Genomic DNA, 13,491 nt, shown 5'->3' on the forward strand with positions numbered 1-13,491 from the left:
AGTCAGATACTTACAGAGCGAATTGTCAAACTTTTGTATGAGGTTTGACAGTTTACGTTCTTTCTTTGACCTTACCCATTGATGCCATAGCGTCCTCAGACAGTTGCGCGCGGCTTGCGGCCACAGTGTAACGGGTGACTTCGGACAGGGTTTTGTGACCGCTGATAGCCATGATTTGATGCGGTGTGCATCCGCCTTCTGCCAACATTCGACAAGTTGCCTTGCGCAGACCGTGAGCTGACAAGCCAGAAAGTCCGGCGTCTTGAACCATGCGCTTGAACCAATTGGTGAAACTCTCGGGCTTCAGCGGGCCGCCTCGGTCGGACACCAAAAATGTCAAATTGTTTTTCGGCAAAGAATCGAGGGTACGTTTCAGCTCAAAGTGTATCGGGATCGAAACTTGCTGGCCCGTCTTTTGCTGCGTGATCGTCAGCACATTGTTTCTGACGTGTTGCCGCCCCATGCGCACCACATCGGCCCTGCGCTGCCCCGTGTAGAGCAAAAGCATCAACGCCAAATGCGCCCGAGACCCGGGCTTATGATGCGCCAAAAAACGTTCAATGTGTTCATCCTCCCAAGTAGTGAAGCCCCCTGTATTTTCTTTCAGCTTGCGCACGCCTATGGTCGGATCATCGCGACGCCAGCCCATTTCAACTGCGTGACGCATAAGGATGCGGATCATTCGCAAGAGGCGGTTCGCAGCGGATGGTGTTCCTGCCCTTTCGTTCACCAATCTTTGAATGTGCCGGCGCTGAAGCAAGGCCACCCTCTTGTCTGCGTGCTCCTTTCGAAACCGTTCTAAGATGTTGCGATACGTGCGTTTTGTTACATCGGACAGGTTGGTGAAGTCGGACGTGCGGTAGTAACTAGCCACCAGTGCGGTGATGGTCCCCGGCTTGCTCTTGGTCCTGCCCACGTCCATGCGTTCGCCTTGGGCCGCCAGCTCATAAGCGGCCATGAACTCGGGACTCCATGGCAAACCGGACAATGCAGCACGGGGATAGCCCGTGCGGCGATAATACCAGCGCATCTTGCCATGTCTGTCTTCAAAGCCCTGACAGTATTTGGGCGGTCTTCGGAGTTGTTTCATTGGTCAGTCCCATTCATTGATGTCGGAACCGCCAGCATCTGACGAGTCTTGGTCGCCCGGCAAGGCATCAATCGCACTGTCGAGCGCACGCACGTCCCAAAGCACGCGATTATACACACGCTTGGGGCCGGGCATCAGGCCATCGCCCATCATGCGGTCAAAAGTATTCGGGCTAACCCCGGCATATGCTGATGCCTCTCCACGTGACAGCAGCCTTGCGCAAGGCGGCGGCAAGACCCTGTGTCGTACTTGGGAGGCGGTGGCCATTGACTTACCTCTTCGCATCCGTAGCCAATGCGGCCAGCGCATCGATGATCTCCGGCTCAGAATATATTACAGTCCGTGGACTCACCCGTATCCCTCGCGGAAAGATGCCGCGCCGACGCAAGCGATACTGGGTGCCTCGTGAAACTCCGAAGCGGGATACGATCTGACGCTCACGGATATAAGGGGGGCGAATGTCTGTATTTGGCAGGGTTTTCTTACTCACTATGCGGGCCTCACAAAGCTTCTTGGGCGTTCTGAGCAAAACATGGAGTATTTCTTCGGTGTTTTCTGGTGCCCTAAAAGGCACTTTTACAACTCTCGCCTCCGATAACCCTTCGTTTGGTTCTCGATCGCCCTGCGATGATTGGTTTCCAAGTCTTCGATTAAGGCGGAAACGGATACACCTCTCGATCTGGCCGACTGGTCTAGCCAATCTTCCAAGAGTTGCCGACGGAAGTTGTCAATTGGATAGAACTTCTGGCCGTTTCCAATCTGAACACTTGGCGGACTGACGATGAGCGATTGGCCCAACGCTTCGAAGCAAGCTTGGATAGTATTGAGTTTGGGAATAGTTCGAGATTTTTCGTCGCTGCTGAACCATTTCTTGATAGTCCGGGAGGGAACGCCTGAGAGGTGTGAAAGCTGATCGTATGAAACACTTTTCTTGTTCATTAACTGCGCGAGCCATTGGACAATATCGTCGGCTCCTGCCAACCCGTTGCGGCCAGGTAGACGAGAAACGATAGTATTATCTTGGTCTTCGGTATCGGTAGGTTCTAAAGGTATCGGCGGCCATTCCCTTTGCGGCGGCATAATCTCACGTTTCTTGCGTTTTCGTACTTCGGTCATTGCGGGACTATCCGTTGGAAAGAGCTTTTGAAGTTGGCGTATGGTGTGTTCAGCTTCAACCTTCTTGCTCGGCTTCTAAGGCCGCAACATCGTGCTGCTGTTTCCAGACTGTTTGCGTCTGTTTCGAGCCAACCACTTCTACAAAGTCGTCGGGGGTCTGTTTCGCGAACTGCATCACCGCCTCGCGCCCCCTTCCATAGTAGAGCGTCGTTCCAGTGATTGGCTCCACTCCGGTGTTCGTCTTGTCGCCAACCGCTTGGTCCCAGAACCCAAGGTGTTCTGCTGCTTTTCGCAGATGCGCGTATGACCAAGGGAACTGATCGCCGAACACCCCTACGATGGTTGGACGCATCACGTCGACGGCGTCTTTGGTTCGCATTGGGTTGCGGGGGTCATTGTCGGCGGGCGCAGCCAATTGGACGTTGCCCACAAGTTTGTACGCGGGTGCGCCGTCGTCCTGAACAAGCGTTCCCTCGTCGATAACATTCATGTCCGCTGCGGCAGTCTCAGGCAGATAGAATGTCATTTCTTGCCCATCATCTTCTGCGCCGCTCCTAGGATCCGCGACAATCACCTGATCGAACCCAATGTCGCGCCCCCGGCTGAGATATGAGAATATTTCGCTACGGGTCTTATCGTCGCGAGAGTTCAGAAGTTGCGAAAACTCTTCACCCGTTATTGGAGCAGTCTGCCCCCTACGTCGGGTGTAGACAGCCAGCCGTTCACTTAAGTTGTGCCCCCGACGCCTCGTTGGGGGTGTCATTTTGTGGTCAACTTCAGAAAGCTACAAAATGTTGTGGATTCGACGAGGAATTGCTTTTCTGCCGGTTGCCACGAGAGCAATAGATACTTCGCGATTGTGAAAGGTCAGATTCCTTGGTGCGCTGCGATCACAGTTGTCCAGGAAGCCCACAGTTCCCTGCGGGCTTTCAGAACTTTTTTATCCAACGATTTGAAAATTAGTCAATTTTCGCAACATCGTCGGGTTTCCAAGTTTGGTCGAAGAACTCGATACCCGTTCCAAACAGTCGCACAGCTGTCAGGAAGTTTCTTCCCTCAACGGTCTTGATGAAATTGGACTCAGGAGCGCCGTCTGGCAGCGTCGGACCGAAGTAGAGATCAACCGAACCATCATCATTCTTCTCGTAATCGTTGAATTGATTGATAGACGGCATGAACTGGTCAGTTTCCGGCATCGTCCCATCGGTTACGTTGTAGAGCGTTACTGCCCAGAACAGCTTCGCCGGAATACCCGCCGGCAGATGTAGCTTGTAGTGGTGGCTACCATTCAAGAATTCGCCGTCCGCGTCTCTGGCAGTAACCGGATATTTTGCACCACCATTGATAACGCGTTTAACCATTGCTGGTGACGTGCTGTATGCAAATTGCATAAAGGCAGCCCTTTGGTCGATGTCGAGGTAGCCGTCCTGCATAAACTCGGCGGTAGCTCCAGACCAAACGCGTTCATACTGTCTGTCATAGTAATAGAAGTTACGGCCATCCGGTCGACCGACCTGCCTGGAGGCAAAGATCATCTTTGGTGCAACTTCCATCGCCTTGTTCAAGGATTCCATTTGCTTGGCAGTTGGATTAAATGGCTCACCCTTCTTGATGCCGAGGGAAGCCAAAACACCGCGAGTAGCCGGCGGAATGGCCGAGTAAGGCTCATGGTCCACGAACTCTTTCATTTTCGTCCAAAAGTCGAAATCGGTTTCATACATCATGTTGAGGCGCTTGCCCGAGGCGTTCGGGAACTCCATTGCCGGAATATCCTTCTCCACTTCCCAAAGTGGGTAAATACGAATTTGTTCCGCCGTCGCGACCGCCTCGGAGGGATCTGGACCACCATCACCCTGCTTCATGATTGTGCGAAAGAAGATAAACACGTTGTATGTCGGAGACTCGAACGTGTAATACCCGCCATTCGGAACCGGGCCATCGTAGTTGGGTGGAAGAAGGAGATACAGTCCGCCTTTTCCGCCATCTGGACCAGCGGCGCCTACGTCCGTCAACGTTACTTGGAAGAAATCTGTGAGCATGCTCACTGTATTGGGTGGAGCCGCAACAACCAATGGGCCGGTTTCTTTGAGATCTGCGTAACCCATTGAATAAATAACGTCAGCGTTAGGTGTCGGAACCCAGGCGCGGGAGTCCATTCTTTCTTTCCAGATCGGAATGACGTTGTAGCCCGCTCCAAACACTGCCTCAGACCCATCGCGCAGGCCAATGGTGTTCATTGCCGGTAACATGTCGTAGTAGGCCTGAATCGCTCTATGATAGTAGAGTTCGTCTACCAATTTCTGCGCCTCAGACTCCTCAAGCCAGTTGCCATTGTTGATTTGCTGCATCAATGGCGGAAGCTCCGTTGAGACAGTGTCCTCATTTGCATGGGCCTTGGAGGCGCTGGCGCCCGCCGCAATGAGGCTGAGGGCAATTGCCGCCGATAAATGATTGGTAAGAAGTTTCATGTATCTCTCCTAAAAAATTTGATCGGAATTCTTGTGGCTGAAGGCGCCGCTGCGCAACCATCAGACTACTCGACAATGGTGGCCTCTTTGGCTGTCAAAATCACGCATCATTCTTATCCAAAATCTGCAAACATCTCTTGAGACTGGGTTTTTGAGACTAAACTTCCGTCTAATTGCGATGCAGTGTTTCCGATGGCAGGCAGCCGAACAGCCGCTTGTATTGGTTCGTGAAATGCCCTTGATGGTGAAAGCCGTAAGTCGCGGCCACGCTGCCTATTGTAGCCCCATTCGAGATCGCGCCTTGCAGTTCGCGATGCACTCTATTGAGCCTCATGCGTCGCAGCCAGGTCGCAGCTGAAAGGCCCGTGACATCTTTGAATGCATAGTGAAGTGTCCTAAGGCTGACACCATAATGAGCGCAAAGAGTGGTCAATCCTATGTTTCCGGTCACGTCGGATAGAACCAGATCTGTTGCGTCCCCCACCAGTCTGGCCGGTCTGGAAACCCGGTGTTCCTTTAGGCCGCCGCCATTTGACTTCACCAGCTCCCAAAGGAACAACTTGATAAACTGATCGGAGAGACGCTTAAGAGCGGCTCTGTCGTCGGAAAAATCTGAGATAGCCCGGTCAATGAGCGATTGTCCCTGATGGCGTAAAGAAGCTGCACCTGCCGTCGAAAGGGTTGAGGCCCCATGCAAGTTGCCACTGATTTCGCCTTTCCCAGATAGCGCCGATGAAATCCGGAACACGTCGTTTTCAGGAACTCCGAGCACCAGCGCGTCGTAGAAATTGGAGGAAATCAGATCGCCGGCCTTGTTTGGTGCTTGCATGAGAACTGTGTCCACGCCCGCTTTCTGGCCGATCCAGTTTGCATCTCCTTGCTGATCGAACGGCAAAGCAAAGGCAAAAGCCCCAGCTGGGGCTGTTCCACGGTAGCGAATTTTTTGTCCCCATCGAATTCTGAGGATCTGGGACTCATTAACCTGCGCCAGCTTGAGGCCACCCTCGAATTGACCGCCCGACAACTGGTCATACTCCTGATCCCAGTTGACGACTGCGTCGCTTAGCTCTTCAAAGCTTTGCGTTTTAAGGCTGAACGACTCAACTATATCATCGTGGCTTTGCATCCATCGAATCCCAACAACGATACCTAGCCGTTTATCAGGTCAAAATGATCACGAACGCGATACCAACTAGAAAATTCTCCGAACGCCATTTTCCAGTCTTCATGAACCGCGAAACTCACTCAACCACCTCCCGAAGCAGATCTGCAATCTCTGCCTCCAGCTCCTTTAACTCGGCATCGATCTCGTCGAGCGGACGGGGTGGAACGTATTTGTAGAAATAGCGATTGAAGTTGATCTCATACCCGACACGCCCAACGTGGCCGTCCTGCCCATCGGTGTGAGTTTCATCCACCCAGGCATCCGGGACAAAGGGCAGGACCTCACGTCTCACATAATCGCGCCAGTCCTCATTCAGCGGCACCAATTCGTGATCGCGCAGATTGGTGTCCGGTTCAGTGTTGCCCTTGCTGTCAGCGCAAGCCTCGGCGTCTTCATCACGCTCCGACAAGGCCGAAAGGATCGCCTTTCTAACCGGCGCTCCAACCTTGAGGCCAGACTCTTTAAACGCCGCTGTGAGTGCCTTGTCGAAGTCGTCGCGGTTGATCCAACGTTCATCGGTAGGAAGGGCCTCCAACGCCGCCAGAACGCGGCTCTGCTCACTTTCTTCAAGTTTTTGAAATGGCTTGGCCTCGCGCACCGTCTCAAGTCCCTCGGGGGTCACCGCAAAGGCGAGTTTCAACGGTCGATCCACCCGAATTTCACGATAGCCAAAGTCGGTCGTCTTAAAGATTTTTGAAACTTCGCCCCAGTCACCGTCGCCGTTCAACATCTCAGCGTAGATGCGGGCGATCTCATCGCAGGCTTCAATCGGAATTTCGCGACGCTTGGACCCGAGGGACTTGCGCATGGACTTCCAGAAACGCTCACCACTGGCGTCAATCAGCTGCACCTTGCCGCGCCGGGCTGTGTCCTTGCGGTTCGTGAGCAGCCAAACATATGTCTGGATGCCGGTGTTGTAGAATAGGTCGGTGGGCAGCGCGATGATAGCCTCCACCCAGTCGTTTTCAAGCATCCAGCGACGTATCTCACTCTCGCCGGATCCGGCCCCGCCCGTGAAAAGCGGTGAGCCATTCATGACAATACCAACACGCGAGCCTTGCTCATCGTTCCGCATCTTCGAGATCATGTGCTGTAGGAAGAGCAGCTGTCCGTCCGAGATCCGCGGCAGGCCTGCACCAAAGCGCCCGCCCATGCCTAGTTCTGCAGCCTCGTCCTTGATGGGGTCAGCGTATTTCTTCCAGTCCACGCCATAGGGCGGATTTGATAACATGTAATGGAAGCGTTTGTTAGCGTGGGCGTCTTGGGTCAGCGTGTTGCCGAAGGCGATGTTCTCGGGGTTGTGCCCGGTCACCAGCATGTCGGATTTGCAGATCGCGAAGGACTCGGGGTTCAGTTCCTGCCCGAAGAGTTCGACGCGGATGCGGTCGTTGAGCGCCTTCATCTCCATCTCAGCAATTGACAGCATCCCGCCTGTGCCCGCTGCCGGGTCATAGACCTGCCGGATGACGCCAGAGCCGGTCAGCGCGTCCTTGTCGTTGATGAGCAATAACGAGACGATGAGACGGATGACCTCGCGCGGGGTATAGTGTTCCCCTGCTGTCTCGTTTGAAATCTCCGAGAAGCGGCGGATGAGGTCTTCGAACAGATACCCCATTTCAAGGTTAGAGATCGCGTCGGGGTGCAGGTCAATCTGGGTGAAGCGGTCGAACACCTGATAGAGCAGCCCGGCATCGTTCAGCCGTTTTAGCTGATCAGTGAACAGGAACTTGTCGAGGAAGATGTCGCGGACGTTGCCTGAGAACTTGGTGATGTAGTCGAGCAGGTTCATATGGATGTCTTTGGCATCCTGCCCCTTGAGCGAAGCAAAGGTGAAGTGGGACAAGTTGTAAATGCGGATGTTTTGACCAACAGAGCCAAAAAGCAGCGTGTCGCGTGCCTCGTCGTCCATATCATCTGGCAGCGATGCGGCCATGTCGAGGACGCTCTGCTTGCTCTCTTCAAGAATGCAGTCTAGGCGTCGCAGCACGACAAAGGGCAATATTACTTTGCCATACTCAGATTGCTTAAAATCCCCACGAAGCAGCTCAGCTATAGACCAGACGAAAGAACTAAGTGATTTAATATCTGCGCTCATAGTATACAGCCTGCTCTTATCTTTGTTTTCTTGAGCGGGAATCCTCCCACTGTATCTTTGGCGGCACGCTAACATGAGAATTTGGGCATATCCAAGGCGGCTCGGATAATGGTTTGCCAGTATGGCGCAAAATGCGTCTGTCAAGTTAGGTAACGCTGAATCCTCATTGCGTCTGCCCAAGGCTGTTACTGCTTTCCTACGGGTTGTTTCGAAACCGCTTATCTTTACTTTGGCAAATAGTTGATAGAAAGGCCGGGTTGCAGGTTTCGTCTTGCGCCCCCGCAAATTCGCAGATGATTGGAAGTCAGAAATGAGATGGCATAAACTTCGTTGAACAATCAGTACATATCCGGCCCGAACCTCGGTTTCGAGGCGACCCACAGCCTCCTAATACTCATGCTGATGTCGGGCGAAATTTGTATCGTGGGGGAGTGAGAAGGCGATGGAGGTTGTAGCATGAGTTCCCGACTAGGGAGATCGGTAAAATTGTTTCTTGCCGAAGGCACGGCGTCCGGCCTGACAACGGCCGAGATAATGAACTGGACTGGTCATGTCCTATCCGGGTCACGGAATGGATTGCCTGCTTTCCTCAAACGCTCGGAACTTGACCGTACCGGAATCTATTTCCTGACTGGTCGCGATCCTAAGGACCCGGATACCCTTCAACTCTACATCGGTGAAAGCGACAATGTCCGAAAGCGTCTCGTTCAGCACAACAGAGACTCCGGCAAGGATTTCTGGGAGAGCACTTGCGTTGTAACCAGCAAAGACCAGAACATCACTAAGGCGCATGCGCGTTATCTAGAGGCGCGGTTGATTGCTATCGCAAACGCTGTGGGCAACTCCAGTGTTCAGAATAGCACGGCACCCCCGCCGGTCGCCCTGCCGGAGGCCGACGCGTCCGACATGGAGTACTTCATAGACCAGCTTCGCCTCATCCTGCCGGTCCTTGGGTTTGATTTCCTTCGCCAGCACAGAGCCATGACCAAGGTAGTTTCCGCCGGGGACGAAATCACCTCAGAAATCGAAGTCGCACCACTGTTCAAGTTTGTCCACAGTAAGCTTGGGTTGGAAGCGCGCGCCCGCGAGGTCGAAGGGGAATTTATTGTTCTGGAGGGATCGGACGCAGTGAGTGCCTGGTCGAGCACTTCGGACCACAGCTATTCAAAACGGCACGCGCAGCTAATCAAGACGGGCAAGCTGGTCCCGGGGCAAAAGGGCCTTCTTAGCTTTGCGCAAGATGTCGCGTTCAATAGCCCAAGCGCGGCATCTGCGGTGGTTTACGGGCGCCCCGACAACGGTCGCTCGTCTTGGAAGGTCAGCGGCTCCAACGTTTCCTATGGGGACTGGCAATCAGAACAAGTGGCGAAGACTGCTGTTGAAGCGGCGGGTGAGAACGACGACATCGAGTCCGATGGATGAATTTCTCCAGCGACCTCGTCGAGGAAGCCACTGGATCTGTTATGGCGCAGGGTCCAAAAACCTAGGAAGCAATCCTATGGTTAAAGCCTTGATTGCAAGCTGGCACGAGATGCTGAAACCATACATGGCGGGCGAAATAGGTCTGTTATCGTTAGAGGCCCCAAAAGCTATGGAAAACTGGGGCTCGGCGCACCCCCCGGAGCAAGCCTCCCTCGGGAAGGACCCGAGCGAACAGCTTCCCCGCCGTGGCTCTCCTTATGAATTTCTCAACACTGTCAAAATGGCATTTGAGGGGCGGTGACTTGGGACACCCCCTCTAAGGGGTGTGTCCTGTCCCGTCCCCTGCCCATCTCCCGGTTTGCCGGGGACGTGAGGGGAAGTGTTTCCTGAAAGTCCCGTCTCTCACAGGATCTCATGGTCGTCCTCCGGCTGCGCCCCGTGGTCATTTTCCGTCAGAACAAAACCCCGATCGCGAAGTGCGATCAATTCTCGGTCTGCAAGGTCCACGCGGGCCTCGCGGAATGTCTTGCGTTTTCCGTTATCAGTTTCCGCCGCAGAGAACTTCGGATCGGCGATACACGCCGCCCGCCACTCATCTTCAGAAACACTACTCTGCCACCGGAGCAAGTCTGTCAGGATTTCGAGTGCGACACGTTTACTTCGGGCCAATGGCTTGCCTGTCTTTTGCAGTTCGGTGGCGTGCTCCTCCACGCAGATCGCGGTCAAGACCGGCTCGCCGTCATCGTCATTTCCCATCTGGACCGTGTCAACGCGAAAGGCCAGTTGCTGATCAGTGCTGCCGTTCCGGTTCTTGGTCGGTCGGACGCAGACCACCTTGCCGTTGCGCTTCAGGTGCAGTGACAGGTCCAACGCGCCGTTCAGGATGGAGTGACCTCGCGGCAGCCCGTCGCCGGCCTTGGTGTCGTGGTGGACAAGCACGACGGCGGCACCCCATCGGGTCAAGCTACGGGCTACAGCAACGACTCGGCCCATCGCCTTCGCCTCGTTCTCTTCTAAGCCTGGGAAGGCAATAGCGAGCGTGTCGATCACAATTAGCACCGGGCGCCGGTCCTCAACAGCGATCAGCAATGCCTTCAGGTCTTCGCTGTTTTCGCTCAATAGATCGGAGACGCCTTCCACCAACCTGAAGGCATCGGCATCACCGTATTGACCTCGGAGTGCCTGAACTCGCGCGCGCATGCCATGGCTATCCTCTGCGGCAACGTAGAAGACGCCGCCCTGTCGGTTCCGGCAGCCGAAGACTTCCGCGCCTTGCGCTATTGCATAGCCCAGATAAGGGGCCAGAAGAGATTTACCCGCACCCGGTGCGCCAATGACAGCGGCAACGTCGCCCTCGCCCAGCAGACCCTTGATAAGATAGTTCCGGGTAGGCAGGGTTTCGCAATCAGTCGGGCTCAGAAATTTCAATCGCGAGGGCGGAAGCCCCAATAGTTCGCGGGCTTCTGCATCCAGCGACCCGTGCCCAGCGGACCGCAAATCAGTCGTCTCGCCAATCTCAACATCCGCGTCAGTCAAGAGCGCAAGCGGGTCGTCCCAACCATGCTCACGCGCTTTCATGAAAAGTGTTTTTTTTGTGATAGAATTACCTTCGAATTTGCCGAATGACCGCCACTTACTCTGGACTTCTTTGATGGAAAAACCATCGTAGCCCGCAGACCATGCCAGAGCGAGAGCAAGCCCCTCTTCCGCGCCGCCGGTTGCGTGATGAACGGCCATTAGGGTTTCAATCCAGTCGCCATAGTAGAGGTCATTGGGCACGACATTCAGTGCATCACGGATCGTGTCTAGATCGCACTCGCCGAGTGCAGATTGTTCCTTCTCGCATTTCTGTTTCGTGAGTGCATGAAAAATTAGCTGAGGGACAGCGGTCAAACAACCAAGTTGAAGATAGTTCAAATCACCCCGTTTTATTCGGTATTCCCCGAAGACCGTCCGGGCACCGGGGGCAAACACGAAGCCGCCTTTTCCGCGTGTGTCGATGCCCGGGGCGATATTGTCTTGTGAAATGCTGAGACCAATCGAGTTCTCAAAATAAAGGTGCTCGCCCCCAGACGGTGTTTCTACAGTGAAAAGCGCATCTTCCGGGTCGAGACCCATAGCCTTGTATGCAGCGGAACCGTCCTTCCCGTCGCGATCATCCAAATCAATCACAAGAAAATCGCCAGTTGGCATCCCCGGAACCGCACTAGGGTTTTCATCCCACCAACTGTTAATCTGGACGGGATCAGTCGAGGCGTCTTTCACCCAAGATTTGACAAGAACCTTGGCTTTCTTCTTGCCGGGCTTTTTCGGGTCGTGGGTCACGTGAACGGGGAATACCCGCAGGTCATGAGCTGCAGCATCTAGGGCCGCTTGTCTGTTCTGGTCATAAACTTGTTGCGCTTGTGCTTTGGTGGTGGTTTTGCTATTTTTATTCAGCATCTTGCTTCCTTTTGGCAGAGGATTGCGGGATCGTTTTTTTTGGATGCCTCCGCCGTTTTTCTCGGCGGGGGTTTTTTGTAATCGTCAAGCGTGATTCATGCTTCAGTTCCTCTCTTGAGGCCCTGTAAAGTTTGACAGTTCACGTGAAAGTCCTTGAAAAACAATAAGACGCTTTCGCCGGGGTTTACACTTCAAGCCATTGATTTAGCTTGAAACTACCAGTTCAGGGTCGCCCACCATCTTCCTCAGATGGTAAAAAAGCGCAACGGGTTGCGTAATGTGCAGCGCGCATCATCTCCGTTCGCGAAATTGAATCTCTGAGTGACGTTGCGAGTTTTCAAAAAAAACGCCCTTGGCATACCAAAGGCGTTGTTTTTGTACGATGAAAGAACCCGCGTTAAGCAGCGGCTGCTCGTTGCGCTGTGATACGGTCAAACCATTCCAGAATGGCATCGCGTTTCGGCGTGATTTCTTCTGCTCCGCCGCCCGTGAACTCTTGGAACTTTTCCATGTTAAGACCGTTCACGCCAACCAAAACAGGGATGTCCTGCGCCAATGCCTCGGCAATCAAAGGACGAAACCCGCGCCCGTCAGCCTCATGTTTGCCGAACTTATTGACGATCAACAATTGCGGCTTGTCGGCAAGCGACGCGGTCACATACCCCACAGCCTGTTCCAGCGCGGCGGGGTCCAAACGGCATCCTCGAGATTGCGTGCCCAGTGACTGCGAGATGCGGATGGTGTCACCTTCGGGTAGGACGCGCACGTCCATATCGCATTTAGTGCTGTCGACGCATTCAGTGTTGGTTTGCACAACGCCTGCAAGCCGAGCGCCAGATTTCGACAGTTGTTCAGCAGCTGCGGCCAGCAAAAGATCGGTCGCGCCACGGTCGGTGGTGGTTACATAGCCCAGGTACATTCAGAGACCCTCGTCGTAAAACTGTGACATTCCAGATAGCACGCAAGATACACTCCGGCCACTCCTTTACCCTAAGGTAAAGGAGAAAGTCCGATCACAGCTGCGTGCAGGTGAAGCAGAACCGCATATGCGGCAAGTGAAACCAGCCAGACCCAAAGGGGTGGCCAGGGATGCGGGGCGCGCAGGGAAAAGCGCGCGGTGTTACGGGACAGGCGCATCCATTCGATGCCCATCTCGCGGGATTTGCGCTGGTCAATCAAGGCCATTCCCATCGCCGCGAACCCCGCGAACAGGCCAAACAGGATCACGTGCGAAAGGCTGCCATTGGCCAGCAGATGCGCCAGTGCCCAAAGCATCAGCGCCGCCAGCACCGGATGTCGAGTGGCGCGCAGAACGCCCGGCTTTTCCGGATCGAACGGGCGTCGACCCAATCCGCCGAATGAGAACGGATTCTGTATCGCCACACCGGCGGCGGCCAGCCACAAGGCGATGGGCATGACCAACAATGGTAACCAGCGGAAAACAGGCCAAGGTGGGATGACCTCGACATAGGGCGCACGACTGGCTGCGACAATCAGCCAGCCCAGAACCAGCAGTGACAAAGCCGAATAAGCGGCGAAATATCCCTTGCGCCCCAACGCTGTGATCAACTGCCCACGCAAGGCGGGACGCGCCGGAATAGCGTGCGTCAGCATGAATGTGATCAGCGCTGCAAGGAATAGGACCCAACCAGTCATCAGAGTCTCCGAACGTGTTGCGCCCGGTTTAGCCCTA

The 13,491-nt window shown here is 54.4% G+C and carries 12 protein-coding genes; 1 reads left to right on the forward strand and 11 read right to left on the reverse strand.

The features are described from left to right. Positions 1-52: 52 nt before the first annotated feature. The 8 genes from AC2TAD_RS10880 to AC2TAD_RS10915 form a co-directional block, all read right to left on the reverse strand. Positions 53-958: a tyrosine-type recombinase/integrase gene (locus AC2TAD_RS10880; RefSeq protein ID WP_170352525.1), complete on the reverse strand. Its 906-nt coding sequence runs from the start codon at positions 956-958 to the stop codon at positions 53-55. A 135-nt stretch (positions 959-1,093) separates the two neighbouring features. Beyond that, positions 1,094-1,357: a helix-turn-helix transcriptional regulator gene (locus tag AC2TAD_RS10885; protein ID WP_170352524.1), complete on the reverse strand. Its 264-nt coding sequence runs from the start codon at positions 1,355-1,357 to the stop codon at positions 1,094-1,096. A gap of 4 nt (positions 1,358-1,361) precedes the next feature. Then, positions 1,362-1,664, reverse strand: a complete 303-nt coding sequence (locus AC2TAD_RS10890; RefSeq protein ID WP_414478913.1) for a helix-turn-helix transcriptional regulator — start codon at positions 1,662-1,664, stop codon at positions 1,362-1,364. A gap of 2 nt (positions 1,665-1,666) precedes the next feature. After that, positions 1,667-2,206 (reverse strand): helix-turn-helix transcriptional regulator, encoded by a 540-nt coding sequence (locus tag AC2TAD_RS10895; protein ID WP_170352522.1) that lies wholly within the window; start codon positions 2,204-2,206, stop codon positions 1,667-1,669. Positions 2,207-2,261: 55 nt separating this feature from the next. Beyond that, a complete protein-coding gene (locus AC2TAD_RS10900; RefSeq protein ID WP_170352521.1) occupies positions 2,262-2,969 on the reverse strand; it encodes a hypothetical protein in 708 nt (235 codons plus the stop codon). 196 nt (positions 2,970-3,165) lie between these two features. Then, entirely contained in the window at positions 3,166-4,674 is a 1,509-nt protein-coding gene (locus AC2TAD_RS10905) for a DUF1254 domain-containing protein (RefSeq protein ID WP_170352520.1), read from the reverse strand. A 169-nt stretch (positions 4,675-4,843) separates the two neighbouring features. Next, positions 4,844-5,800, reverse strand: a complete 957-nt coding sequence (locus AC2TAD_RS10910; RefSeq protein ID WP_170352519.1) for a helix-turn-helix domain-containing protein — start codon at positions 5,798-5,800, stop codon at positions 4,844-4,846. Positions 5,801-5,915: 115 nt separating this feature from the next. Next, the gene (locus AC2TAD_RS10915) at positions 5,916-8,078 is read right to left on the reverse strand and encodes a type I restriction-modification system subunit M (protein ID WP_480867652.1); all 2,163 of its coding nucleotides are present in this window, start codon (positions 8,076-8,078) and stop codon (positions 5,916-5,918) included. A 312-nt stretch (positions 8,079-8,390) separates the two neighbouring features. On the opposite strand from AC2TAD_RS10915, the gene AC2TAD_RS10920 reads away from it, so the two are divergent. Further along, positions 8,391-9,356 carry a GIY-YIG nuclease family protein gene (locus AC2TAD_RS10920; protein WP_170352517.1) on the forward strand — a complete coding sequence of 322 codons (966 nt, stop codon included), beginning with the start codon at positions 8,391-8,393 and terminating at the stop codon, positions 9,354-9,356. A gap of 402 nt (positions 9,357-9,758) precedes the next feature. Here the strand turns inward: AC2TAD_RS10920 and AC2TAD_RS10925 are convergent, their stop codons facing one another. The 3 genes from AC2TAD_RS10925 to AC2TAD_RS10935 all read right to left on the reverse strand — a co-directional run bounded on the left by AC2TAD_RS10925 (position 9,759) and on the right by AC2TAD_RS10935 (position 13,454). Further along, on the reverse strand, positions 9,759-11,798 hold the full coding sequence (locus AC2TAD_RS10925; protein ID WP_170352516.1) for an AAA family ATPase: 2,040 nt from the start codon (positions 11,796-11,798) through the stop codon (positions 9,759-9,761). Between the two features lie 397 nt (positions 11,799-12,195). After that, positions 12,196-12,717 (reverse strand): DUF2478 domain-containing protein, encoded by a 522-nt coding sequence (locus tag AC2TAD_RS10930; protein ID WP_480867654.1) that lies wholly within the window; start codon positions 12,715-12,717, stop codon positions 12,196-12,198. 71 nt (positions 12,718-12,788) lie between these two features. Further along, a complete protein-coding gene (locus AC2TAD_RS10935; RefSeq protein ID WP_480867655.1) occupies positions 12,789-13,454 on the reverse strand; it encodes an NnrU family protein in 666 nt (221 codons plus the stop codon). Positions 13,455-13,491 lie beyond the last annotated feature (37 nt).

This window comes from Ruegeria sp. HKCCD7628, from assembly GCF_057221005.1.